The organism is Prevotella fusca JCM 17724 (genome assembly GCF_001262015.1).
GTDB classification, from domain to species: domain Bacteria; phylum Bacteroidota; class Bacteroidia; order Bacteroidales; family Bacteroidaceae; genus Prevotella; species Prevotella fusca.
On the sequence record NZ_CP012075.1, the window covers coordinates 335,067 to 360,256 of the forward strand.

The window sequence follows — 25,190 nt, forward strand, 5'->3', positions numbered from 1 at the left end:
ATCACATGAAGCAGACAAACGTTAAGCCTGCAGAAGGCAAATTAGGAATAATGGTCGTTGGTTGCGGCGCAGTTGCCACGACTTTCATGACCGGAGTGTTAATGACACGCAAGGGTCTTACGAAGCCTGTCGGCTCTATGACTCAATACGATAAAATCCGTGTCGGACGCGGAGTAGACAAGAAATATCTTCATTATAAGGATATTGTTCCATTGGCAAAGCTGGAGGATATTGTCTTTGGCACGTGGGATGTATATCCTCAGAATGCTTACCAAGCTGCTGTATATGCTGAAGTCTTGAAGGCAAAGGATATTGAACCAGTACGAGAGGAACTGATGGCTATCAAGCCAATGAAAGCTGCATTTGACAGAAATTACGCCAAACGGCTGGATGGTGACAATGTCAAAGACTGCAAGACACGCTGGGAAATGGTGCTGGAATTGCAGAATGACATCTGTAACTTCAAGGAAGTAAATGGTTGTGAACGCATTGTTGTCATCTGGGCTGCTTCCACCGAAATCTATGTTCCTTATGACGAGCAGTATCACAAGACGCTCAATCAGCTGGAAACGGCAATGAAAGCGGATGATAGAGAGCATATTGCGCCATCTATGTGCTATGCTTATGCGGCATTGACAGAGGGATGTCCGTTCATTATGGGTGCTCCAAATACGACAGTCGACATACCTGCTATGTGGGAACTGGCGGAGAAGATGCGTATGCCTATTGCCGGCAAGGACTTCAAGACAGGTCAGACACTGGTCAAGTCGGGCTTTGCGCCCATCATCAAGACCCGTAACCTCGGATTGGCAGGATGGTTCTCGACCAACATCTTGGGCAACCGTGACGGATTGGTTCTTGATGAGCCAGCCAATTTCCATACCAAGGAAGTGAGCAAGCTGTCAACACTTGAGACAATCTGTAAGGCTGAAGATCAGCCTGATCTTTATGGTAATATCTATCATAAGGTGCGCATCAACTATTATCCTCCTCGGAATGATGACAAGGAAGGGTGGGATAATATAGATATATTTGGTTGGATGGGTTATCCGATGCAGATAAAGATCAACTTCCTCTGTCGTGACTCCATCCTTGCTGCTCCATTGCTTCTTGACCTCACGTTGCTGTCCGATCTTGCTGCTCGTGCCGGTCGTTATGGTATTCAACGCTTCTTGAGTATATTCCTCAAGAGTCCAATGCACGACTTTACACGTGGTGAAAAGGCTGTCAACAACCTCTTTGAACAGTACACAATGCTCAAGAATGCCATTAGAGAAATGGGTGGATACGAAGCCGATGAAGAGATTGATTAGAAGTTTCCTCACTCCCATTGCATAGTCTCTCAATTTCTTGTGGAAGGATGGGAGTCCTTTTGGTGCAGGACAGCTGTTATTGGCTGTTCTGTATTGTCCTAAAACAAAGTAAGATATGAATAAATCATCAAAACTTGATAGATGTGTTACCTCGCTTCTTTCCTCTTTCAGGCAGAGGGAAGAAATGCGGATAATGGAAAGGATTACCCTGTCCTTTCTCCTTCTTTTTCTTGTCTCTTTTACGGCACAGGCATATTCTTTTCGTAGTTGGTTTATAGTTTCAGACACCTTACCTGTGCGTAATGATTCTTTGAAACTGGGGAAGGATTCCCTCCTGTTGGCTACTGATTCGATGGCTTTAGCTACCAATTCTCTCATTCAGATGATGGATTCACTGGCAAAAGAAGCAGCTAAACCAGCTATAGTTGACAGTAACTTGCTGCAGTGTTATGTGGTTGATTCACAGACAGGAGACAGTATACCATACGCAAATGCTGTTTATCGGAACCTTAAACTGGGTGTGTCAAGCGATGCTGACGGACACTTCTCGATAGCACGAAAGCCGGGTGAGCAGCTTACTGTGACTGCTGTCGGTTATAAGCCACGCCGTATTAAGATAACGTCAGATACTCCTAACATGCTACATGTGACACTTATTTCCGATTCCAGGCAGTTGCAGGGAGTTGTGGTAAAGGCAAAGCGGCGTCATAAATACTCACGAAAGGACAACCCTGCAGTAGAACTCATGCGGCGTGTCATCGCTGCAAAGAAGCAGACTCACTTGGAGAACCACGATTATTATCAGTATGATAAGTATCAGAAGGTGACAATGGCAATCAATAACCTTACACCAGATGAACTCGAAGGTTCAATGTTCAAGAAGGCACCGTGGCTCCTCGAACAGGTAGAGGTCTGTCCTTATAACAAGAAACTCATCCTACCGATTTCTGTGGATGAAACCCTTACGCAGCATCTCTATCGCAAGAGTCCACGTGATGAGAAGGATATTGTGTTGGGACAGTCTACTAAAGGTATTTCAAAACTTATACAGACAGGCGAGGCACTGAATACGATTGTCAAGGATCTCTTCAAGGATATCAATCTCTATGATGACCAGATAGACCTCCTTCAGAAGCGTTTCCCTTCGCCAATAGGCTCTACTGCCATTTCGTTCTACCATTTTTATATAGACGATACCGTCTATGTGAACCAGAATCAGTGCATTCGTTTGCAGTTCATGCCAGCTAACCAACAGGATTTCGGCTTCCGTGGTGAGCTGTACATATTGAATGACAGTTCGCTTCATGTGAAGAAATGCGACATGCAGCTGCCTGCCAATACGGGTGTAAATTTCGTGGATGCCATGAAATTTGAACAGGAATTTACCAAGCTGGATAATGGTGACTGGGCTCTGACAACCGACAATATGATAGCAGAGCTGAAGCTCACAGACCTCCTGCAGCGTGCTATCGTCATCCGTACAACGGGTATGACAAACTATTCCTTCAATCCTATTGATACCAAACTCTTCAAGGGGAAGGCAAAGATAACCTATGATGTCAATGCCAAGATGCGTGACAACGACTTCTGGGCAGCACATCGAACTACCCAACTGACGAAGAGTGAGGCGGGTATGGATTCATTCATCAAGCGTATGGCTAAGACCAAGCATTTCAAATGGGTAATGTTTGCATCGAAGGCTCTCATCGAAAACTTCATCGAAACAGGTTCAGAGAAAACACCAAGTAAGGTTGACCTGGGTCCTGTCAACACATTTGTTTCAAAGAACTTTGTTGACGGTATTCGTCTGCGTGCTTCAGCACGTACTACAGCCAAGTTCAATCCTCACTGGTTCTTCGAGGGTTACTATGCTTACGGTACGAAATCGCATCGCAGTTATTATGACGCAAAAGTGACTTATTCGTTCAATAAGCCTGATTATCAGCCTATCGAATTTCCGGTCCGTACAATATCTGTTGAGTCGAGCAGAGATGTTGAGTCACCTTCAGACAAGTATCTAAAGCATAACAAGGATAACATCTTCATGACATTCCGTCCTGTAAAGGTTGAACAGATGTACTTCTATGACCGTCAGAAGATTAGCTTCATGTGGGAAACTAGCTATGGCTTGGCAACTAGTCTTGAGCTTCGGACGGAAAGCAATCAACCGACAGGCAAACTGGTTTATGAGAAGATGGATGGTACGTTGGTTGACAAGCTACGTATGACGGAGGTCATCCTTGGATTTAATTTCCGTCCGGGACAGACTTATGTGAACTCAAAGCAGAAGCGTATGGAGGTGAATCTTGATGCGCCAGAGTTCAAACTGACACATACCATGGGTGTTAAACACTTCTTAGGAGGTAACTTCAACAGTAATCTGACAGAAGTGTCGGTTTATAAACGTTTCTGGCTTGGTAGCTGGGGACATTTCGATACACGTGTGCAGGGTGGTGCACAGTGGAATAAGGTGCCCTTCCAGTTCCTTATCACGCCACCAGTAAATACCTCATATTTCGAGCATCAGGGAACGTTCAACCTCATGCAGAGTCTTGAATTCCTTAACGACCGTTATGCTCAGTTTAATCTTGCATGGGATTTGGAGGGTAAGATCTTCAATCGTGTTCCGCTTATCAAGAAGCTGAAGTGGCGTGAATATGTCTCTTTCAAGGGTATGTGGGGACATCTGACGGATAAGAACAACCCGTATTTACTGCAGAATATCAATGACCCGGACCTGTATAAGTTCCCAGAGGGCACACGCATTATGACGCACGACCCTTACTTGGAGTTTGTCGTTGGCGTACATAATATCTTCAAGTGCTTGGAGGTTGATTATGTTCGTCGCCTTACTTACACGCATGCTCCGGGTATATCGAAGAGCGGTATCAGATTCGGATTCAATCTGGTGTTCTAAGTCTTGCTTCCATAAAGCAGTGATAAGTAAGAGGGGCGTTCGGTTTGTGTATCCGACAATGTTTTTTATAGTTGTGCGTATGACCCGTGCGTCTCTACAGTTTGCAGCCGATAGGGAACTATATTTGTCTCCTTAGGAATCGTTTTGCAACAAAGATGTTTGTTAGTGTGTGATAATTATAATTTTATTTGTGTAATCTTGAATTACGCATTTTGATTTAGAATGTTTAAGGATATTATCTTAGTAGGTATTGGTAGCTTTGCGGGTGGAAGTCTGCGGATGGTTATTTCAAAGTATGTTCAGTTGGCAGTAGCAGATTCTTTTCCATTGGGCACTATGGTGGTGAACGTACTTGGCTGTTTCCTGATAGGTGTCTTCTCCTCGTTACCCAGCGATAATGGGGGATTAAACCCTGCTGTCAGGCTCCTGCTTACTACAGGCTTCTGTGGTGGCTTTACAACTTTCTCAACCTTTATGAATGAGCATGTAACGTTGGTGAAAGCTGGTGATGACTTTACTGTTTCAGCACTTTATGTCATAGCTTCCCTTGCCTTGGGCTTCATTGCAGTATTGGCTGGTCGCCAGCTTGTAATGTCCTTACGATAATCAACAGCTGCCGCATGGGCATAAAAGCTCTTATCAGCTTGTAAAATAATTGTTTGAACAGAAAATATAAGTCAGTTTGCTCCTGGTTGCTGTTCTTGTCTGCTAAATTATTTACATGAAAAGAAATATTTATTTTCATGAAGAAAAATGTTTCTTATTGTGAAGAAAAATATTTCTTTTCATGAAAATAATTTGTGGGCAGTGGTTTTTCAGTATATAAAAAGGGTATGCAGACAACATTGAATGTTGTCATGACAAATTAAATCGAGGCTGTATCAGATGCAAAAGCGTATGGCTTGCTTTTGATACAGCCTCGTATTTTATTCTAAAAGGAACCTCCTAACTCCTTAGTTCGTTAACTTGTTTACATTTCAACGATGAACAACCACCTTGTCCACTCGTTAACTTGTCTACTTGTCAACTATAAATCGTGATTTCACCCGCAATTGACTGATTCATGTATTTTCGGATAGTTTCTGTGTCATCATATTGTGCCTGCAGATACATCAACTTTGTTACGGCAGCTTCAACAGTACTGTCATATCCACTGATAACGCCAGCATCCTTGAGTTGATACCCAGTATCATAACGGTTCATCTCAACCTGTCCGCTGATACACTGGCTGATATTCACTACTACCACATCCCGCTCTGACACCTTGTGCAGTATGTCCATAAGCCAAGTTTGTTGCGGAGCATTTCCACTTCCATAAGAACGCATTACGATACTTCGCAACTCTGGTGCGTCAAACATGTGATGAATCAAGTGCTCTTCTATACCTGGGAAGAGAGAGAATATGATAACATTATTGTCCAGTTCAAAGTGAGGAACCATCGGTTTCGTGAAGTCGGGCTTCAGGATATGATGCTCGTCAAAGGTGAAGTTGACACCAGCCTCACAGAGGTGGGGATAATTAAAGGAGTCAAAAGCATTGAATTCGTCAGCGTTCTGCTTCGTCGAACGGTTACCTCGCAGCAGGTGACCACTGAAGTAGATACACACCTCCGGTACCATTGGCGTGCCATCTTTGTGATGTGCAGAAGCCAGTTCGAGACTCGTCATCAGGTTCTCCTTTCCGTCAGTACGAAGCTGACCGATAGGGAGTTGAGAGCCAGTGAGGATGATTGGCTTTGTAAGGTTCTCAAACATGAATGACAATACGGATGCAGTATAGGACATCGTGTCCGTACCGTGCAGTACCACAAAGCCGTCATAGTCGTTATAACGGTCTGATATGACTTTCACTAACTGCTTCCATCGCAGAGGTGACATGTCCGAAGAGTCGATGGGAGGGTCGAACTGATAGGTGTCAACTTTCGTCGGGATTAGTTTGAACTCAGGAACGTTTTCAACAAGATGACTGAAGTCTAATGGCTCCAATGCGCCTGTACGTTGATTATGCCCCATGCCAATGGTGCCGCCAGTGTAAATAAGCAAAACTTTGTTGGTTCTGTTCATCGTGCATTAGTTTGTTACTTTTGCAAAGATAACAAAAACATTTTACTCACATAGTATATCTCACATAATTATTTTATGGCAGGTTTCAAAAATTACCGTTGATGTATTCCTGTCTTTTTGGAGATAAGTTTTTGCGTTCGTCTTGAAAGCGAATAGTGGGCTGTATGACTGATGAAACTGTTGGAATAACGGGAGAACTTGGATATATCGGTAGAGCAGGGGAGAAAAAGGAAGCAGCATAGACTGCTTTTATTATTGAACACTTAACTTAGGATGAACCTTTCTGCGTAGAATATTCAGAATCAATCTTGTATATATTAATAGGTGTTTTTGACTATCTTTTAGGACGTTGCGGCCCCTGCATGCTTCGTAATCAACAAGATTTTTCCTTGGCAACGTTTGGTTATCTCTGTTTTTATGCTTATCTTTGTGTTTCAAACATAATCAATCATAATAATTACCAAATTATCTTTCAACTATGGAGAAGAAATATTTTGCCCCCTCGGAATTGATTGTCAATGAAGACGGAAGTATCTTTCACTTGCACCTGAAGCCAGAGAACCTTGCTGACAAGGTGATACTTGTTGGTGATCCTGGTCGTGTAGCACTCGTTGCTTCTCACTTTGAGGACATTGAATGTGAGGTGTCAAATCGTGAGTTCCGTGCTATAACAGGAACTTTCCAAGGAAAACGAATTACGGCATTGAGTACAGGTATTGGATGCGACAATATAGATATTGTTGTAAACGAATTGGATGCACTGGCAAACATTGATTTCAAGACACGTACTGAGCACGATAAGTTGCGCCAGTTGACACTCGTGCGCATCGGTACTTGTGGAGGATTGCAGCCTTACACGCCAGTTGGTACTTATATTGCATCAGTTAAAAGCATCGGTTTTGATGGCTTGCTGAACTTCTATGCCGGTCGCAATCAGGCTTGTGACCTTGATTTTGAGGAGCAGTTCAAGAAGCAGGTGGAATGGGATTCACAGTTGGGTAATCCTTACGTAGCCTGTGCTGACAAGGAACTGCTTGACCGCATAGCTGCTGATGACATGGTACGCGGAGTGACCATTGCCTGTGGAGGTTTCTTCGGACCACAGGGGCGTGAGCTTCGTTTGCCTTTGCAGGATCCTAAGTTGAATGAAAAGATAGAGAACTTCTCCTATAATGGCATGCAAGTGACAAACTTTGAGATGGAATCCTCTGCCCTTGCTGGTCTTGCAACGCTTATGGGTCACAAGGCAGTAACTGTCTGTATGGTTATTGCTAACCGCCTTGCAAAGGAAGCCAATGCAAGCTACAAGAATACTATCGACGGCTTGATAGAGAAGGTGCTGGAAAGAGTATAAGAAGAATAAGAGGAGGATAAGATGTAGGGACGTATGAGCTGTGTGCCATTAATAAAGTTTATTGGTGGACACATAGGTTGTACATCCCTACTTGTTGCTGACAGTTTATGTTGATGCGCCTTTGCGCTTACTGTTGTTGGCTGCTTATCATCGTTTAGTATCATTAATCACTGCTTATGAATAAACAAACAGATAAGGTAGAGCAATCAATAATGCACACGTCCCGGTCTGTTCTTTCGGGAGGTGAAGCTATCTGTTCTCTTGCAACGCAGTCTGGTGGTGCCATCGGGGTTGTGAGAGTTAGCGGTAAGCAGGCTATAGAGATAACAGATAGAGTATTCAGAAGTGCCGGTAAGAAGGAACTTTGCAACGCTGAAGGGAACACTCTTCACTATGGTGAAATCCTCGATAGGAAGGGGAAGACCATTGATGATGTTCTTGTCAGTGTCTTCCGTGCCCCTCACAGCTATACTGGTGAGAACAGTACGGAAATATCTTGCCATGGTTCAGCTTATATCCTTGAACAGGTCGTAAAGGCTCTCATTGATGCCGGTTGCCGGCAGGCACAGCCGGGTGAATATACACAACGGGCTTATCTGAATGGGAAAATGGATCTCAGTCAAGCGGAAGCTGTTGCTGATCTCATTGCAGCTTCCAACCGTGCTTCACACCAAGTGGCACTCAGTCAGCTCAAAGGTCATTTCAGTTCAGAACTATCACTCCTGCGTGACCAACTTTTGAAGATGACGTCCCTATTGGAACTGGAACTGGATTTCTCTGATCATGAAGAACTTGAGTTCGCTGACCGTGCTGAATTGAAGGCTTTGGCAGAGAAGATTCATGAGAGAATTACAGTCCTTACCGAGTCCTTTAAAGCAGGTAAGGCGTTGAAGAAAGGTGTGCCTGTTGCTATAGTTGGTAAGACAAATGTGGGTAAATCAACCCTCCTCAACTGTCTTCTGCATGAGGAGAAGGCCATCGTGTCGAATATTCATGGTACGACCCGTGATGTCATTGAAGACACAACAGAAATCAATAGAATTACTTTCCGTTTCATAGATACAGCTGGTATCCGCCATACTGATGACCATGTGGAGCAGTTAGGTATCAAGCGTGCTTATCAGAAGTTGGATGAAGCTGCCATTGTACTGTGGGTTGTTGATCAAGAACCTACGGCGGAGGAGTGTGCTGATATGTTGCGACTGACAGCTGGAAAGCATCTGATTACCATTTTCAACAAGATAGATTGTGCAACGTCAAAGCCAAAGTCTGCCGTACATGACTTGCGAACTATCAATATTTCTGCAAAGTTGAAGCAGAATATCGCTGAGCTGGAAGCTGCCATCTATGAAGCTGCTGACATTCCCGAGATTAACGAGAATAGTGTAATTATTACTTCTGCCCGTCATTATGAAGCCCTTACCCATGCAGATGAGTCCATTCTTCGTGTCATTGAAGGTCTCAACTTTAACCTTAGTGGTGACCTTGTCAGTGAAGACCTACGCATCTGCCTTGACCAACTTGCCGATATTACAGGCGGACAGATAACCCCTCATGAAGTACTTGGAAACATTTTCAAGCACTTCTGCATCGGAAAGTAGAGTCTGTGTAGCATCGGTTTTATTTGTCCCGAAAGGTGTTTTAATGATTACTGTTTTGCCATGGTTGGTATTCTGAAATGTTTTTACAAAGAATATTGTTGTCCATCCTTAAAGCAAGCATAAAAACCCTTTTGTCTTGTATCTGTAGCTAACATCAGTTCTGTATGTTACAATGTTGTGCAAGAAAAGGTGCTTAAAACACAGTAGGAAAGAAGGGTCAGTCCTAAAACCCAGTTGCAAACCTACTTCTCTTAAGCGCATAATTTCATAAGTATTTATTACCTTTGCATCATGAAGAATGACCAACTATTACGTTGCATCTTTCCGGATGTACTTGCCGACTACTTTGATGTGGTCGATATTCAACACAGTAGGAAAGAAGATACTTAGGCACAAGAAAAAAATGCAGAAAATAAATACCATGTCTTTCCATCTTCAACAAACAACTTATTCCCATATCAACCAATGTTTGTAAACTATTTTCATGCAATTCAAAACCAATACATGGTCTATTGGCTTTGAAAAGACGCCCAATTGACTTGCAATAGATGCCCTTTTGAGGTCTAACTAACGCCCTTTTGAAGTCCAATTAAGCACCTTTTCTTGCATGGCTTTATAACTAATTGATTTACTGTTGGTTGCAAACTTGCTTTTTACACGTATTTTTGCCTTTATCTGTAGATATTTTATCCGAAATTATGTCATGATTTTTCAAGCTGTTGTCTGCAATTTTCGAAGCATTAACATGAAAAGGTTTTCTGCATCGGAGGATGATAATAAAGTAAGTAGCCAAGACCGTCTTGGCTATGTTTTGCTTAATGAATAAGCTCGGTTCATCCTTTAAAGCTATACGAAAAGTGTCCACGCATTTAACGGATGAAGCGATAAAATCCCTCACCTGTTTTCTACTGAACCATACCCCCCTGTTTTCTACTGAGCCGAAACTTATAGCATATTCACATAGAAAGCATAACACAGAATTCTCTCACTTATGTGAAAGTGGAAGAAAGAGGAATTCTTTTGTCATATTTTTCCTCCGTAAAAAAAACATTGATGGTTAATTGCGCTCCAACTAAGCACTAAATGAAGTCCAATAGGTGCTTAATTGAAAAACCTTACTAAGGCTTAACTGAAGTCCAACTGGGCACATCTTTCTTTACATAACAGGATAAACAGCTGACTATATGACAGTTAAACAACTTGCAAAAATAGCTTATCAATCTGTATTTTACAAGTAAAATGGATGGCAATTGATGTGATAAAATTTCAGAATTGCGAAAAAAAAAATCTTATCCAAGTACAATATGAAAAGCCAAAGGCGGCATTGACTGTCTAACCTTACAGCCGTCTCATCTCATTCTTACCTATAACTGAACAAAAAGCATATATAATTGTACTTGGAAAACATAAAACCAACAGGGGAAATAAATCCCAACAATAGTCTTGCTTCTTATCCCGCTACTCTTATCTTCCCCTACTGCCCCGTTGACGTTAACCCTCTCCTTAAAAAAAACGCCAACAGTTCTAAGGTGCATAATAATATGCAGCATAACTACCAGCCCTATAAGGAGCTTTAAGTTTTAAGCCTTTCAGTTTAAGAGAGTATATTTTATAAGCCTCCTTGTAGTAATGCGGTCGAAGACTGTCATTTGGATAATACTGCGGAAGATAGCGCGCAAAGTCATGAAGATTACGATCCAGCAGGAAACCCGTCAACTGATAATTAGCTGAATTACGAGTAGCCTTCAACAGAACACTGTCAGGCTGTAACCATGAATGAACTCTCCCTGGACGCAAGGTGCGTGATTCGCCGACCAAAGGGTAATGGAAAAGGCTGTCTGCTAAATGACCTCTGCGTGCAACAGCATAGACCGTAAGCATCGAAGTTACCGAGTCAGTATGTGGCATGGTACACACCACATTTAATGCACCAGCATAATCCTTCTTATCTATCAATGCTTCGACTTTGGCGCGCTGATGGAAATACCTGTCAGTATTGCTAAAGAGTCCCGTAAATAAGAAGAAAGAAAGAAAAAGCAAGAGGTTTGTCCATATCAGTTGGGAAAATGGACCGTAACTCCGTAGTTCTGGCTCGTAAGGCTCAAAGCGTTTGACCGCAACCATCACAAAAGCATAGACAAGCAGAAGCAACGGAGCTATCCATATCCAGTTGCCAAACGTTATGCTTTCAGTTGTCGGACGAAGGTCGGAGATAACAGTAAGGACAAGAAAAGATGGAAAGTAAGTAAGCCCATAGCCTCGCTTGCTTAATTTAACCAGTGAACTGATGCCCATCTGGAGTAGCTTTAGCGTAAGCGTTATCAAGACTGCACCTAACATCGGATTATAGAAGGTCTGCCTTCCAGAAGCCAAATGCTGTACTACTGTCATTACATCTGCCTGAAAAAAAAACAGAAAGCAGAATGTGAAAGAACAGAACAGTACCGTGCAGACTGCACGCATAAACTTACTTTCCATCATGAATTTTACTTCTTTCTCAAAACAACAGCACTACGGGCTGGGATATAGAGTTTGAGCCATCCTTTATGATCTTTCTCATAAAGTGGGTCAGCATTCGTGAAATGCTCCACTGTATCATCAGCAAAGCCATAACCGCCGTATTCTTTGGCATCGGTATTTAATACTACATTATAGGAACCCTCTGGCACAAGGAAACCGTAATCAGAGTAAGAACGTGAGGGTGAGAAGTTGAATACGAAGATAAGTTCTCCCCTACTAAACGCCAAGATTTGATCACCGTCATTATGCCATATCTCCTGAATCGGAGTCTCGTTGAAATTCTTTTCACTCGTAATTACTTCCAGCATGTTGCGGTCGAAGTCGCCAAGCTGATGATAACATAAGTCCTTGTTGTCAACTAAGTTCCACTGTCTGCGAGCATACTTATGACTCCATCCGTTGCCTTCACGTGGGAAATCAATCCATTCCGGGTGTCCGAACTCATTACCCATGAAGTTCAAATATCCACCATTAATGGCTGCTGCTGTTGCAAGTCGAATCATCTTGTGCAGAGCTATACCACGGTGAACCATCTCAGTTTCGTCTCCCTTGCGGAAATGCCAGTACATATCGGCATCTACCAATCGGAAAATTATGGTCTTGTCACCCACTAATGCCTGATCATGTGACTCACAATAAGATATCGTCTTCTCGTCTGAACGACGGTTCTTTATCTCCCAGAAAATAGAAGATGGCTTCCAAGCCTCATCGGGCAACTCCTTGATAGTCTTAATCCAATAGTCTGGAATATTCATTGCCATACGGTAGTCAAAGCCGTATCCGCCATCCTTAAATTTAGCAGCTAAGCCCGGCATGCCTGATACTTCTTCTGCAATGGTGAGGGCATTCTTGTTTACTTGATGGATAAGGCAGTTGGCAAGTGTCAGATAACATATTGCATTATCATCCTGATGACCGTTAAAGTAATCACCATAATTGCAGAATGCTTCGCCTAAACCATGACTATAATAGAGCATTGATGTCACACCATCAAAGCGGAAACCATCAAAATGGTATTCCTCTAACCAATATTTACAGTTGGAAAGCAGGAAATGAAGAACCTCATCTTTACCATAGTCAAAGCACAGAGAGTCCCATGCCGGATGCTCATGGCGGTCACCAGGATAGAAATACTGGTTAGTATCACCTGCTAAATTGCCCAATCCTTCAACTTCGTTCTTCACAGCATGAGAGTGGACAATGTCCATGATCACAGCAATACCATTCTTATGCGCCTCGTCGATAAGTGCTTTCAGCTCTTCAGGAGTACCAAAGCGTGAACTTGCTGCAAAGAATGAACTTACGTGATAACCGAAGCTACCATAATAAGGATGCTCCTGGATTGCCATAATCTGAATGGCATTGTAGCCATCCTTGACGATACGTGGCAATATATTCTCACGAAATTCATTATAAGAGCCAACCTTCTCCTCATCCTGTGCCATACCAATGTGGCACTCATAGATCAAGAGTGGAGAGGTCTGTGGTTTGAATGTCTTTTTCTTCCATACGTATGGCTTAACAGGTGCCCATACCTGTGCAGAGAAAATCTTGCTTGTATCATCCTGTACAACTCGCTGTGCCCAAGCAGGGATGCGTTCACCTTCTCCCCCATCCCAATGTACACGCATCTTGTAGAACTGCCCATGCTGCATTGCGTCATGCGGAAGTGTCAGTTCCCAATTACCAGTACCCTTGATTTTATGACATTGATAAGCTTTCTGCTCGCTCCAGTCATTGAAGTCACCAACGAGATAAATCTCCGTTGCATTAGGTGCCCACTCACGGAACACCCAGCCATCAGCCGTCTGGTGTAAGCCATAGTAATTATGTCCATTTGCAAAGTCCGAGAGTGTCAGCTTACCATTCTGCGTAAGCTGGTTCATCTTCCAAAGAGCATGTTCGTGACGTCCACGGATTGCATCCTCATAAGGAGCCAGATAGGAATCATTCTTAACGAGTCCTATAGGAGACAGCTCCTTGACTTTTGAAACTCTTGTCTTCTTGACCGGAGCCTTCTTTGTTGTGGTCTTCTTTGTTACCATGGTAGAAAAGCTTTATTTTGTTTGTTATATTCTGTAAAGACTAATTTGTATAGCGTTTGCCGTTTTCATAATAACCGCTTGCAGTTACATTGCCGTTCTTGTCACGCTCTATGAACTTTCCGTCACGGCGGTCATCGCGGTAGCTTCCTTCAAAACGTACCCCACTGGCAGACTCCTCAACAGCTGTTCCATTGCGTTTGCCATTATGATAGCTACCACGGAACTTACCACCATCGGCATAGTGAATGATTACAAGTCCTTCAACTACACCGTTTCTGAACTGCCCTTCATATACATCCTTGTTTTTCTTGGTCAGTTTTCCCTGACCATTCTGCATATCTTTCTCCCAGTAACCAGTATAGATGTCGCCATTGCGCCATGACATTGTACCGAATCCGGACTTGACTCCTTTAAGGAAATGCCCTGAATACTGGTCACCGTTCTTATAGCGGAAAATCCCCTGCCCTGTACGTTCTCCATCCACATATTCACCCTCATAGCTCTCGCCATCCTTGAACTTATAGATACCTTTCCCGTTCTGCAAATCATTCTTCCACTCACCATTATACTCGTCACCGTCAGCATAAATGTAAATTCCTCTGCCTTCTTTCAGATTATTAACCCAGTTTCCTGTGAATGACGAGTTATCCGGCCATTTAAAGCTACCATGTCCGTTCTTCATATCATTCTTCCATGAGCCCTCATAGAGAGCGCCATTGGCAAAGATATACTTTCCCTCACCACTGCGTTTATCATGTTCCCAGTTGCCTATGTACTTGTCACCATTGTAATAATACATTGTTCCTTGCCCCTGCTGATAATCCTTATACCATAAGCCGTCATAGCGGTTGCCATTGGCAAAATAATAAACACCTTGTCCGTGCTGTTGGTCCTGGAACCACTGACCGATATATTTCTCTCCATCAACGAAAGTATAGGTACCCTCGCCCTGGCGTAATCCCTTCATATACTCTCCTTCATACACATTACCTTTCTTATAGACGGTTTTTCCTCTACCATTAGGTTTCCCACGGAACATCTGCCCCTGATAGCTGCCTCCATCCTTGGTCGTACATGAACCCGTCTCTATCTTCTGTGCAAAAAGACAAGCAGGGATAAAAAATAACAATATGATGATATATTTATTTCTCACGTCATTCATTTTTTAAGTTTATGATTAAAAATAACCTATATGCAAAGATACCGATTTCCACTAAGAACAACAAATTTATAAATCTTTTTTAAGGCATCTTCTAAAAATATATTTGAGGAATTAAACTGACAAGTAATATTCTACTTCATGCTTTCAGAAAACACTTTGGTTTTTTATTCTTTTTCCTTTCTCCTATAACAATCCAAATACTTCTACACATCTTACGTTACCCCAAACGGGATTGAAAAAGGACTTTCTGTAATAATTTTCCTCTACTTCAAAATAACTGATGATTAATAGCATTCAAACTAAGCACTAATTGACGTCTAATAGATGCTTAATTGAAGTCCAATTAACGCCTAATTGAAGCCTAACTTATCACTCCTCTCCTCAATATAATTCATGACACACTGAATAACAAGAGGTTAACTGTTAAACAAAAACTCCTCATCATCACCTATATTTCCAAGCAAAATTGACAACAACTTATGTAAAGATAATTCAAAGACAACGAACATAAGAATGAACTTGAAATATCACCGATTATTATCAATCAATATGCTCTTTTCACATCCAGAGAACTGTACCAGACTACTTATAACAGGTCAGTCTTCCTCTGGAGTATTAAGAATAATACTCGTTGCACCGATGGTGAAGAGTGTTCCCCCTTTAATGACTCGGCGTTCACGGTCGCCAAGAATCTCATTATCGACAAAAGTACCCGTATAAGAGGGACCGTCACGCAAAACATACTGCAGCTTGCCTTTCTTATTCTGGCTGACAGTAATGGTGCAGTGAGTCATGTCAACACTTGGGTCAACAGTCTCAATCGGACAGTTGATAGGATTACCTTTCATGTATCGCCCTATAACGTTGTCACCCATTTGCAGGGGGATAATCTGACGGAAGTGAAAAACGTTTTCGATAACATGAAGTGAACCATATTGACTTTCTGTTTCACCGCCTTCCGGAGCATTGTTCTCTTCTTTCTGGGTCTTGCGAAGTTTGGAAACACCAATGCGGATTCCAAACTCCTTGCTACATTGGGGACACTGAAAAACAAGACGCTGTCCCGACTTATATTTTGTTTCATCAAAGGTGATAAAGTTATCACACTTCGGACATCTAACACGCTTCATATAAAAAAAAGTAATTCAAACAAAAATGCCCCTTACCTCAAAAGAGGAAAAGAGGCTCTTATAGGGAAATGAACAAGACAAAACATATATAAACGACTGCAAGCATTCTCATAAACTTTATTGTGGTTTTCTCCCTGCAAGGAAAGTATTTGCCTCCACAAATTACGACATCATTTAAAGAATCTGTGGAAGATTTTACTTTCCAATCTCAATTATCCATGCCTCCTTGAACTCGGTTGTGGAATTGATAGCCTTCATCTTCTCATGAGCCTCCTTCTGACTTGAGAAGTAGCCGTAAAGAACCTTTGTGCTTTCAGTCCCTTCATAGACACGTGAATCTTCAAGACCACTCTTCTGCAATCGGGCAACAAAAGCACGTGCATTACTTTCCGTAATGTGGCTTGCCATAACGATAGCCCAATAGTGAGATGAGGTTGTAGGGGCAGCCTGATGATGGTCGAGAGCCGAAACCTGACTGGTAGCCCTCAACGGCTTGCTCTGTTCAGAGGCATTTGGCGTATCGCTGGAGTCGAAGATATTGTAAAGTACGCCGCTCTTGACTTGCTGTTCGGGCATTCCCTTACGGGTACTTGTAGGAAAAGCAACGAGAAGCACAGCGGTGAGGAATACAGCTGCCGCAGCAATGTTACGCACCGCACGCATACTGATACTGAGACGCTTGTTATTGCCATCAGAGTCATCTACATAGATAACTCCATGCTTCTGCGATTTTACATCAACTATTGTTGGCACTCCATCCTCACTATTGCCGGCAACATTCTTGACAAAGTCGAAACTACTCAAACCATAATATAAAGGTGTGAGAATACCGCTTTCAAAGGGTTCAAACTCTAAGTTCCCCTCGCTATTCCTGAAGAGTCGACCGAGGTCATTCAGTTCAAACGAACCCTCTTCACCCAATGTATGATAAATTTCATCAACCTCATGCTCTATTGTCCGCAGAGCTTCAGGATAGCTTAAATCGTATGCATCCACATACGACTGTGCCAGCAACGAGTCGTTCATCCTTAGCTGTGCATTAAAGCCAAGGGTACGATAAGGCGGCAGGAACAAGCCATCCCGCTCATCATATCTTGCAGAAACATGATGGGCAACAAAGCCTCCTAACCCTGGAACAATGACACAGTCATTCTCCAACAAGAGTATCTCAATATGTCGGTCGAGTTTTATCACGCTTGCAAAATTAAATATTTTATTTGGAAGTGGCAAGTCTCAAACATTAAAATCTTGTTTGAATAATGAAAAAGATAATATTCTTTCCTATATTCAATAATTCTTGTTATCTTTGCAATTAAGATAAAAATAAAACTATGGAGTTCATTAAGACAAAAATTGATGGAGTTTGGATCATAGAGCCCAAGGTTTTTAATGACGCAAGAGGTTATTTCTTTGAGTCATTCAAGCAGGCTGAATTTGACGAACACATTGGGCATCATGTTAATTTTATCCAGGACAACGAGTCAAAGTCAAGCTATGGTGTCCTGCGTGGTCTGCACTATCAGCAAGGTGATTATTCGCAGGCAAAGCTGGTACGGGTAATCAAGGGCAAGGTTGTTGACGTTGCAGTTGATTTGCGCAAGAGTTCTCCGACCTTTGGTAAATATGTAATGGTGGAACTGTCTGAAGAAAACAAGCGGCAGTTCTTTGTCCCACGTGGCTTCGCACATGGCTTCCTTGTACTTTCAGACGAGGCCATCTTCACTTATAAAGTTGACAACATCTATGCTCCACAGAGTGAGGCAAGTATCCGATGGAATGATGAAACTGTAGGCATAAACTGGCCTATTGACGCCAAGGACGTTATTCTTTCAGACAAAGACCTTAATAAAGGTTTGGCATTGAAGGATGCCGAATTGTTTGAATAGAGTGCAAAAAGGAATCTAAATGCAGGGCACACAACAGTGACCGATATAATACATTGTATTTACAGATGTGCAAACCGCACATCATTCATGTTATCCTTGAAGATGAAACAGAAGATAATAGTCTGCATATCAATGCTACTGATACTTTTGGCTGCCTGCCATAATCGTGGAACAGATTATCAGCAGTTGCATGAAGACAAGCAGGCAAAGGAAATGTTACAAGGCTTATGGACCAATGGGGAGGGCAGTGACCCAGCCATGTTGGTAAAGGGGGACAGCATCTTCTATCCTGATTCAGCCAGTATGCCTGTGCGTTTCTGGATTTATCAGGACACACTTTATCTACAGGGGCAGAACCTTCATGGATATAAAATAGAGAAACAGGCTTCTCATCTGCTGAAATTTGCCAATCAGAATGGGGACGAAGTAAGGCTGGTGAAGAGTGGTGACAAGGCACTCTATTCTGCTTTCAATTACCATGTCTATGCGATGAACACCTTCCTTGAACAGTCACAGGACACGATTATCCGTACGGACTTAGGCTACTTTGAAAGTAAAGTGCACGTAGAAACAACATCCGACAAAGTTATCAAATCTACCTATAATGATAATGGTGTAGAGGTTGACAACATGTATCTTGATAATGTTGCCTTATTACGATTATACAATCACGGGACACCAGTCTTCGCACACGATTTCCGCAAGCAGGAATTCCAGTCACTTATCCCAAAGGACTTCCTATCCCGCAGTATCCTTCGAAAGATGTACTTTACACATGCTGATGCAAAGGCTCTATATTATTATGTTATCATTGGAATCCCTGATGCCGATACAACATACGTTATTGAATTGAGAGTGACACCAAATGGCAGGATGAGTAAGAAGTTGAAGTGATACTTCCCTATAAACAACACCATCCCCTTAGTTCGTTATATCAAAAGAATTAAAGTAAATCCCAATGGTTATTGTTTTCCAGCTGTTGTGAGTTTTTTCACATAAAGGAGTGAAAGACCATGGCTGCAAACATGAATTATCTTTACACAAATTCTCCATCACTTATTCTTTAACCTCAATTCCGCAGCGTTTTTCCTTGTGAGTCGATTTTATATGTTGAGATGTCTTTTTGGGCTCTATATGTTGATATGAGATTTTTCGGGGCTTCTTGGGTCTTATCCAAGCATAAAATTCCCCACCAAACCAATGGAGAATATGATAACCACAAAGAAATGCTGCCTATTCAAGGAATACTTCAGAGTAGTATGCTTTATTTGTATACAGGTTCAGAACGTTCCGCCTTCCTGTTCTCACCCATTTTGCCGGCACGCTGACAAAATGCAGGATAAAGGCTTTCAGCCTGCTTGTCTTTTTCAACGGCTTGACCTTTTCGCTGATATGGCGGACGAGATAGAGATAGAAGTTCTTCAGCATGGCGGTAACCATCATGAAAGCCATGTTCTCAGCCATGAGGGAAAAGGGCAGATGTTCCAGTTATTCACATTGGTGTTTCCGTCACGGTTCTCACCTCCGACTATGATGCCCCCGATGGAAGCCCAGCCCGGAAAACAGCCATGGTCCTGCTTGTAGGAATACTTTGCATCGAACTTGTGGGCTGGAATAAACTGGTGGTCAAAGTCCAGGTCAACATGGCTGCCCGCCTTTATAAGGCTCTCCCGTTAAATGCGTAGATAGGAAACAGAACAAAGGCTTATACACCTGTCTGGTATGACTATCCCAAAACAGACGGTCTCACAAAAAGGGATAAAGCACAAAATAAAAATGCAGAAAAGGCAAATACTTACCATATCCTTCCGTCTTCTACAAACAACTTGTTCCCATATCAATCAAAGTTTGTAAACTATTTTCATGCAACTCAAAACCAATACATGGTCTCTTGGCTTCTAAAAGACGCCCAATTGGCTTGCAATAGACGCCCTTTTGAGGTCTAACTGACGCTCTTTTGGAGTCCAATTAAGCACCTTTTCTTGCATGACCTTATAACGAACTGATTTACTGCTGGTTGCAAACTTGCTTTTTACACGTATTCTTGCCTTTATCTGTAGGTGTTTTATCCGAAATTATGTCATGATTTTTCAATCCGTCGTCTGCCTTTTCAAAGTATTGACATAAAAAGGTTTTCTGCATCGGAGGATGATAATAAAAACATAGCCAAGACCGTCTTGGCTATGTTTTTATTTAATGCATAACTTCAGTTCTTTCATTAAAGATATACGAAAAACATCCACGCATATAACGGAAGAGCCCTTTATAAGCCCCATTCTCCGTATCATCCGTAAAAGCAAGGTGTTCAGCTTCTCTGCAGTGTTGAAACTGTAAAACCTGCCGGATGTCTCGCTCTTGTAGGCAATATTCTCTTCGGCAAGCTCCTTCAGTCCGCGCCCCACGGTGTCGGCACCAGGTAACAGCGTACCAGGTCTCTGCCTGAACTGCCCAATAAGCGCATTGATGTCCTCAAGACAGTCCCCACCGCAAAGGTAGCTGAAGAAGAGGGAGCCCAGGATGCTTCCATGGCTGAATGCCTTGCCGCTGCATCCGCGTCTGCCCAACACGGATTCGGTAAGTTTTTCAAAGCCCAGCTTTGAAAAAACGTCCATGATGTGATAAATTCCTCCGAAGGAAGTGATATTCTCGTTTTTAATTGCTACCTTTGTCATGTCAGATTTTTGCTTACTTGTTATGTTTGTTGCACTAAGATAGGTGAAAATTCTGACATATCCAAGTGTTTTGAGGACTTTGTTTCTCAGGCACTTGGATTTCTCACAAGAAATTATGCTGCGGAATTAAGGTAGAACTTGCAAAAGTTATTGATAATCAGATATTAAACACTATCACTCTAAATTGCTGAAGACCCTTTTTTATGCCTCTTTTTCAAAAACTTATGGTAAGGTTTTATACAAGTGGGAAACTTTAGTTCATCATTTAAGTAGCTTATCCTTCCCAGTTGCCATAACAGAGTTTTGCTTATGCAGAATATCTATTAGTTCGTTAGCAAGATGATTATCAGACACCTTAATCATATAATCTTCCTCTGACGCATAGCCAAGAGCGTTGATAGCACCATACCAAACAACTGTTTTGTCGATGATGGTGGTATATAATGAAAGCTCTGGGATCACCATTACAGACAGCCCCTTGGATTGGATAAACTTTGTTTGTTCGTCCCCTGCAGCTGTAGTAATATGAACAACGAGTCCTCGATGAGACTGTTCTGCCAACAGGTCAATCAAAAAATTTTGGTCTGTTTTATATAGCTTTGGCGAAGAAATTACAATGGAGTGTCTTGCCTTTGCCAAATCAGAAGCGTAGGGACGGAAGAAGGTTAATCCATTAAAGATTTGACCATCACGCATCGAGAGGGCTGCATCGTTTATGTTGTCAAACAATGTTGGCTGTCCTGTTACGAATGTTTTGTATCCTATGGAGGCGTAACCTTTGAGGCGTTTCCTGTACATACTGTCGCAAACAGGCTCATGGATGTCAATATAGTCATAGATACGTACATCCTTTTTCCCTTCATTTTCGCGGTGTAATCGACCGGCATACTGGGCAACAAGCCCTTTCCATGAGATTGGTAGCGCAAGAAACAGGGTGTCAAGACGGGGATAATCAAATCCTTCCCCAATATATTTTCCAGTTGCGACAATAACCAGTTGTTCATCTGGCGACATGGTCTGCAGATGTTGCAATGCCTCTCTCTTTTCTTTTGCCGTACAAGTTCCAGTTAGTGAGATAACGTTTTGGATAGTGGCTTTCAACTTTTCAGCCAAGACAGACACGTGTGCAGTCCTGTTAGTCAGAACAATAGGTGTTCTTCCTGTGTTGACGGTCTTGCGGATGTCTTCTACGATAAGATTGTTGCGCATCTCATCATCGGATAGGGACTGATATAAAGAAGCAATTGATTGCTTGTTCTCTGATACTGAGCGATATGATGTGAATCTTGGAATGAGAAACCTGTCAAATGACTGCTTAGCTATCTGACTCTTAGCATCAGCTGTAAATCGTATCGGACCACATTGCATGAAGATTATTGGTTGATGTCCATCTTTACGGATAGGAGTGGCGGTTAAACCATATACGGTGTGAGCTTTGATGGATTTCAAAACCTTTTCAAAGGTTACGGATGAAACGTGGTGACATTCATCGACAATAACCATTCCGTAATCCTGTACGAATGGTTTTACTCCCTCATCATCCAGACATGATTTTACGAGGGCAATGTCGATGATGCCGTGAAGTGTATTTCCCGATGAGTCGAGGCATCCGATGGGAGAGAACGCTTTGCATCGACCATGTTTCTTTTGTTCTTCAGGTTCCGGATAGTCTATATTAAGAAACCCAGTTAAACGTTCATGCCACTGTGTGAGCAACGCCTTTGAGTGGACAAGAACAAGCGTGTTTACTTTCTTACGGGCGATGATGGCTGCAGCTGTGACTGTTTTTCCAAAGGCAGTAGTGGCATGTAGTACACCGTTAGTATAAGGTAATAGTGCATTGACGGCTTCCCGCTGTTCTTCCCTTTCTTCCCCTTGAAAAGATACTGAGAACTTTTTGCCATAGTTTGTTTTGTCTGCGATAGAGTACGCTACGGCATTGTCTTCAAGAAAGGACAGGACGGAATCCTCACATCCACGAGGCAGGGCAAGATACCCGTCCGTAATATCAAAACAAGAGATGATGCGTGGAATGGAATATGTAGAAAGCCGTAATGCCTGCTTACTGTAAAACTCCGGGTTCTTGAAGGCTGCAATTCTTTTCAGATGATTCAGTACTTTTGCAGAAAGGGCTTCCAATGGGATATAGAGCTTGTCTGTTTTTACTATCCCGACCTTGCTGTGGAAGTCTGCTTTCGTGATGTTTTGTGGCAAAGGAGCAGCCCATGGTTTGCTTTCCGTTGACGTAACCAGTGCTCCCAGTTCTTCTTGAAGATGGAGGGTGAGTAGCTGGTCGACGGTGGATTCCTGTACCTTCTTCATGTTATATAGAAATGCCCACTGGTCTTTGTGCGCAAGGAATTCATCGTCAACAAACACACTATTCATTTTTTCGTGCTTGCCCTTGTAGCGGGAGTGCTACGAGATGACCAAAGCCCCCTTCCGACAGCCGGTCCTGATTGGGGAAGAAGCGGTCATAGGAATTGAACGACATCCGCCCATTACGAGACATGGCTTCCGTAAGTATGGCGTTTCCTAATCTCCTTGCCTTGAATGCCGGCAGGGGAAGTTCAAAGAAAATCCACACATGGGCACCATTACCCGACCTTGAGCGTTCTATGGCATAGGGAATCTGCCACTCTCTGCATACTCCCACAAAGGCGAGCACGTCGTCTTTGTAACCATGCTTACAGCTCTTGTCATCAAAGTCGGTGCAAAGAAAAGCACAGTTATTGTCAGGCATAATGGGGTAGAGTCCCACTACATCACAGCAGTTTACGTCTTTTCCTTCCAGATGGCGGTAAATATCCTGAGACGTTAGTGGTGCAAAGTTTCTGTTTGGACATTCAACACACTTATACTTCTTCTTGTCACAGACCCCTCGTCTCCACTCATTGATGCAAACAGGCTGATACCCAGCCTTACCTGTGGTCGTGCTGAACCATCTCCGTGCAAAGATATCTTCCCTCCCTTTGAACAAGGACTGGAAGAGTATTACACGCTCATCAAGCAAAAGTCTGACTACAGGAACTGCGACTGGAGAATATATGGGTCCATTCACTTCTTCTTTCTGTCTTGGCTGGTATTCAATGCCGTGAACACTAAGAAGTGACTTCAATGCTTCATTCTCTTTGCGCAGCACCTCACACTGCCTGAGGAGTTGGTCATATCTTGTCAGAATGTCATCCATATCATCAGATGGTTTTGTCACTCATCATTTCCTTGCCTATACATGCAGGTGCTCAATCTTTAAGACATGTAAGTGGTATAACTTTCACATTGTCTGAGCCTGTGTAAGTTCCCTCCTACATATATATTTGCGTCCTTAGCCATCTGTGGCTTAGTAATGTTTTTATACACCATTTTGCCCCTTGCCAACTTGTGTTGATAGTAGAATATATGTGAATCAATACTCATTCTCCTTAATCCCACAACTAAATACGTATTTTATTGTTAATATGTTTTGTAAGTTTCTTGGGAAAAGTAAGTTGCTCAGAGTTTTGCTATCCTTAGAATTTTCACTAACTTTATGGTGAAAAGAATATAGCACAATTCTACGTAGCATGGCAAAGGTAGCAATAAAATAGGAGAACATCGTCTCTTATGGCGGGATTTTTTATGTGATGAACGAATTTAAGCGCACAGGGCTGGACATACTGGTAGACCTTTCCGACTGGCACCTGTGCCTTGTCGTGCAGTGTACTAGGATGGGCACGGAGCAAGGAGAACAGTTCCTGCCAGGTATGAAAAAATCCCATTCTGACAGAATGGGATTTTGCTTTGCGGTTTCATTTTATTTTCCAACAGAATCATTGTATCAATTTGTTAGTCAGAAGATTACATAAGGTCGGTTGTTTTGTATACCGCAAAGGTACGATTTTTCAAGCAAATCACAACCAGTTCCTTGATGCAAACGACTTTAGTAAGTTGTTTTGTATACCGCAAAGGTACGATTTTTCAAGCAAATCACAACCTATCTCCAAACTTTCTATATTCCCATACAGTTGTTTTGTATACCGCAAAGGTACGATTTTTCAAGCAAATCACAACACCAGATTTGTTAACAAAAATTCAATAATTGTTGTTTTGTATACCGCAAAGGTACGATTTTTCAAGCAAATCACAACATATTGGATAAAGGTGTTATGAATGCCTTGGTTGTTTTGTATACCGCAAAGGTACGATTTTTCAAGCAAATCACAACGTTGATTTGGTTTGTTCTCTTTTCAACTTGTTGTTTTGTATACCGCAAAGGTACGATTTTTCAAGCAAATCACAACTAATTTATAACATTGTATTATTATGAACGAGTTGTTTTGTATACCGCAAAGGTACGATTTTTCAAGCAAATCACAACAAGTATCCAGAAAAGGTATTTAATATTGCGTTGTTTTGTATACCGCAAAGGTACGATTTTTCAAGCAAATCACAACCATTGATTGTGAGATTCTCTGGCTTATATAGTTGTTTTGTATACCGCAAAGGTACGATTTTTCAAGCAAATCACAACAGAACCTAAGAAAGAG

14 protein-coding genes, 3 pseudogenes and 1 CRISPR repeat array (1 of these 18 only partly in view) are annotated in these 25,190 nt (G+C 42.3%); of the genes and pseudogenes, 7 read left to right on the forward strand and 10 right to left on the reverse strand.

Features of this window, described 5'->3' with window-relative positions; all coding sequences use genetic code 11:
• Nucleotides 1-5: 5 nt before the first annotated feature.
• The 3 genes from ADJ77_RS08690 (at nt 6) to crcB (ending at nt 4,836) form a co-directional block, all read left to right on the forward strand.
• Nucleotides 6-1,313 carry an inositol-3-phosphate synthase gene (locus ADJ77_RS08690; protein ID WP_025078524.1) on the forward strand — a complete coding sequence of 436 codons (1,308 nt, stop codon included), beginning with the start codon at nt 6-8 and terminating at the stop codon, nt 1,311-1,313.
• 115 nt (nt 1,314-1,428) lie between these two features.
• Complete coding sequence (locus ADJ77_RS08695; protein ID WP_025078523.1) at nt 1,429-4,230, forward strand: DUF5686 and carboxypeptidase-like regulatory domain-containing protein; 2,802 nt, start codon at nt 1,429-1,431, stop codon at nt 4,228-4,230.
• A gap of 222 nt (nt 4,231-4,452) precedes the next feature.
• Nucleotides 4,453-4,836: a fluoride efflux transporter CrcB gene (crcB, locus tag ADJ77_RS08700; RefSeq protein ID WP_025078522.1), complete on the forward strand. Its 384-nt coding sequence runs from the start codon at nt 4,453-4,455 to the stop codon at nt 4,834-4,836.
• 417 nt (nt 4,837-5,253) lie between these two features.
• On the opposite strand, the gene ADJ77_RS08705 is transcribed toward crcB, so the two are convergent.
• Nucleotides 5,254-6,294 (reverse strand): asparaginase, encoded by a 1,041-nt coding sequence (locus ADJ77_RS08705; protein ID WP_050696293.1) that lies wholly within the window; start codon nt 6,292-6,294, stop codon nt 5,254-5,256.
• A 478-nt stretch (nt 6,295-6,772) separates the two neighbouring features.
• Between ADJ77_RS08705 and ADJ77_RS08710 the strand changes: the two genes are divergently transcribed.
• A complete protein-coding gene (locus ADJ77_RS08710; protein WP_025078521.1) occupies nt 6,773-7,648 on the forward strand; it encodes a nucleoside phosphorylase in 876 nt (291 codons plus the stop codon).
• 212 nt (nt 7,649-7,860) lie between these two features.
• The gene (gene mnmE, locus ADJ77_RS08715; RefSeq protein WP_025078520.1) at nt 7,861-9,249 is read left to right on the forward strand and encodes a tRNA uridine-5-carboxymethylaminomethyl(34) synthesis GTPase MnmE; all 1,389 of its coding nucleotides are present in this window, start codon (nt 7,861-7,863) and stop codon (nt 9,247-9,249) included.
• A gap of 1,524 nt (nt 9,250-10,773) precedes the next feature.
• On the opposite strand, the gene ADJ77_RS08725 is transcribed toward mnmE, so the two are convergent.
• The 5 genes from ADJ77_RS08725 to ADJ77_RS08745 all read right to left on the reverse strand — a co-directional run bounded on the left by ADJ77_RS08725 (nt 10,774) and on the right by ADJ77_RS08745 (nt 17,300).
• Nucleotides 10,774-11,730 carry a hypothetical protein gene (locus ADJ77_RS08725; protein ID WP_025078518.1) on the reverse strand — a complete coding sequence of 319 codons (957 nt, stop codon included), beginning with the start codon at nt 11,728-11,730 and terminating at the stop codon, nt 10,774-10,776.
• A 5-nt stretch (nt 11,731-11,735) separates the two neighbouring features.
• Entirely contained in the window at nt 11,736-13,814 is a 2,079-nt protein-coding gene (locus ADJ77_RS08730) for an alpha amylase C-terminal domain-containing protein (protein ID WP_050696294.1), read from the reverse strand.
• A gap of 40 nt (nt 13,815-13,854) precedes the next feature.
• Nucleotides 13,855-14,967, reverse strand: a complete 1,113-nt coding sequence (locus ADJ77_RS08735) for an MORN repeat-containing protein (protein ID WP_050696521.1) — start codon at nt 14,965-14,967, stop codon at nt 13,855-13,857.
• A 605-nt stretch (nt 14,968-15,572) separates the two neighbouring features.
• On the reverse strand, nt 15,573-16,106 hold the full coding sequence (locus ADJ77_RS08740; RefSeq protein ID WP_025078517.1) for an FHA domain-containing protein: 534 nt from the start codon (nt 16,104-16,106) through the stop codon (nt 15,573-15,575).
• Between the two features lie 195 nt (nt 16,107-16,301).
• A complete protein-coding gene (locus ADJ77_RS08745) occupies nt 16,302-17,300 on the reverse strand; it encodes an HU domain-containing protein (protein WP_456238382.1) in 999 nt (332 codons plus the stop codon).
• A gap of 137 nt (nt 17,301-17,437) precedes the next feature.
• On the opposite strand from ADJ77_RS08745, the gene rfbC reads away from it, so the two are divergent.
• Complete coding sequence (rfbC, locus tag ADJ77_RS08750; protein WP_025078515.1) at nt 17,438-17,992, forward strand: dTDP-4-dehydrorhamnose 3,5-epimerase; 555 nt, start codon at nt 17,438-17,440, stop codon at nt 17,990-17,992.
• A gap of 102 nt (nt 17,993-18,094) precedes the next feature.
• Complete coding sequence (locus tag ADJ77_RS08755; RefSeq protein WP_025078514.1) at nt 18,095-18,886, forward strand: DUF4738 domain-containing protein; 792 nt, start codon at nt 18,095-18,097, stop codon at nt 18,884-18,886.
• A gap of 339 nt (nt 18,887-19,225) precedes the next feature.
• Here the strand turns inward: ADJ77_RS08755 and ADJ77_RS14555 are convergent, their stop codons facing one another.
• The 4 genes and pseudogenes from ADJ77_RS14555 to ADJ77_RS08770 form a co-directional block, all read right to left on the reverse strand.
• Nucleotides 19,226-19,456, reverse strand: a complete 231-nt coding sequence (locus tag ADJ77_RS14555) for a hypothetical protein (RefSeq protein ID WP_042741109.1) — start codon at nt 19,454-19,456, stop codon at nt 19,226-19,228.
• A 29-nt stretch (nt 19,457-19,485) separates the two neighbouring features.
• Nucleotides 19,486-19,632: pseudogene (locus ADJ77_RS14560) on the reverse strand (IS1380 family transposase); the annotation flags it as partial.
• 597 nt (nt 19,633-20,229) lie between these two features.
• A pseudogene (locus ADJ77_RS08765) lies at nt 20,230-20,664 on the reverse strand (IS1380 family transposase); the annotation flags it as partial.
• Between the two features lie 261 nt (nt 20,665-20,925).
• Nucleotides 20,926-23,854: pseudogene (locus ADJ77_RS08770) on the reverse strand (TOTE conflict system archaeo-eukaryotic primase domain-containing protein).
• 660 nt (nt 23,855-24,514) lie between these two features.
• Nucleotides 24,515-25,190: direct repeats of the CRISPR family, unit length 47 nt; unit sequence GTTGTTTTGTATACCGCAAAGGTACGATTTTTCAAGCAAATCACAAC (it continues 1,060 nt past the right edge of the window).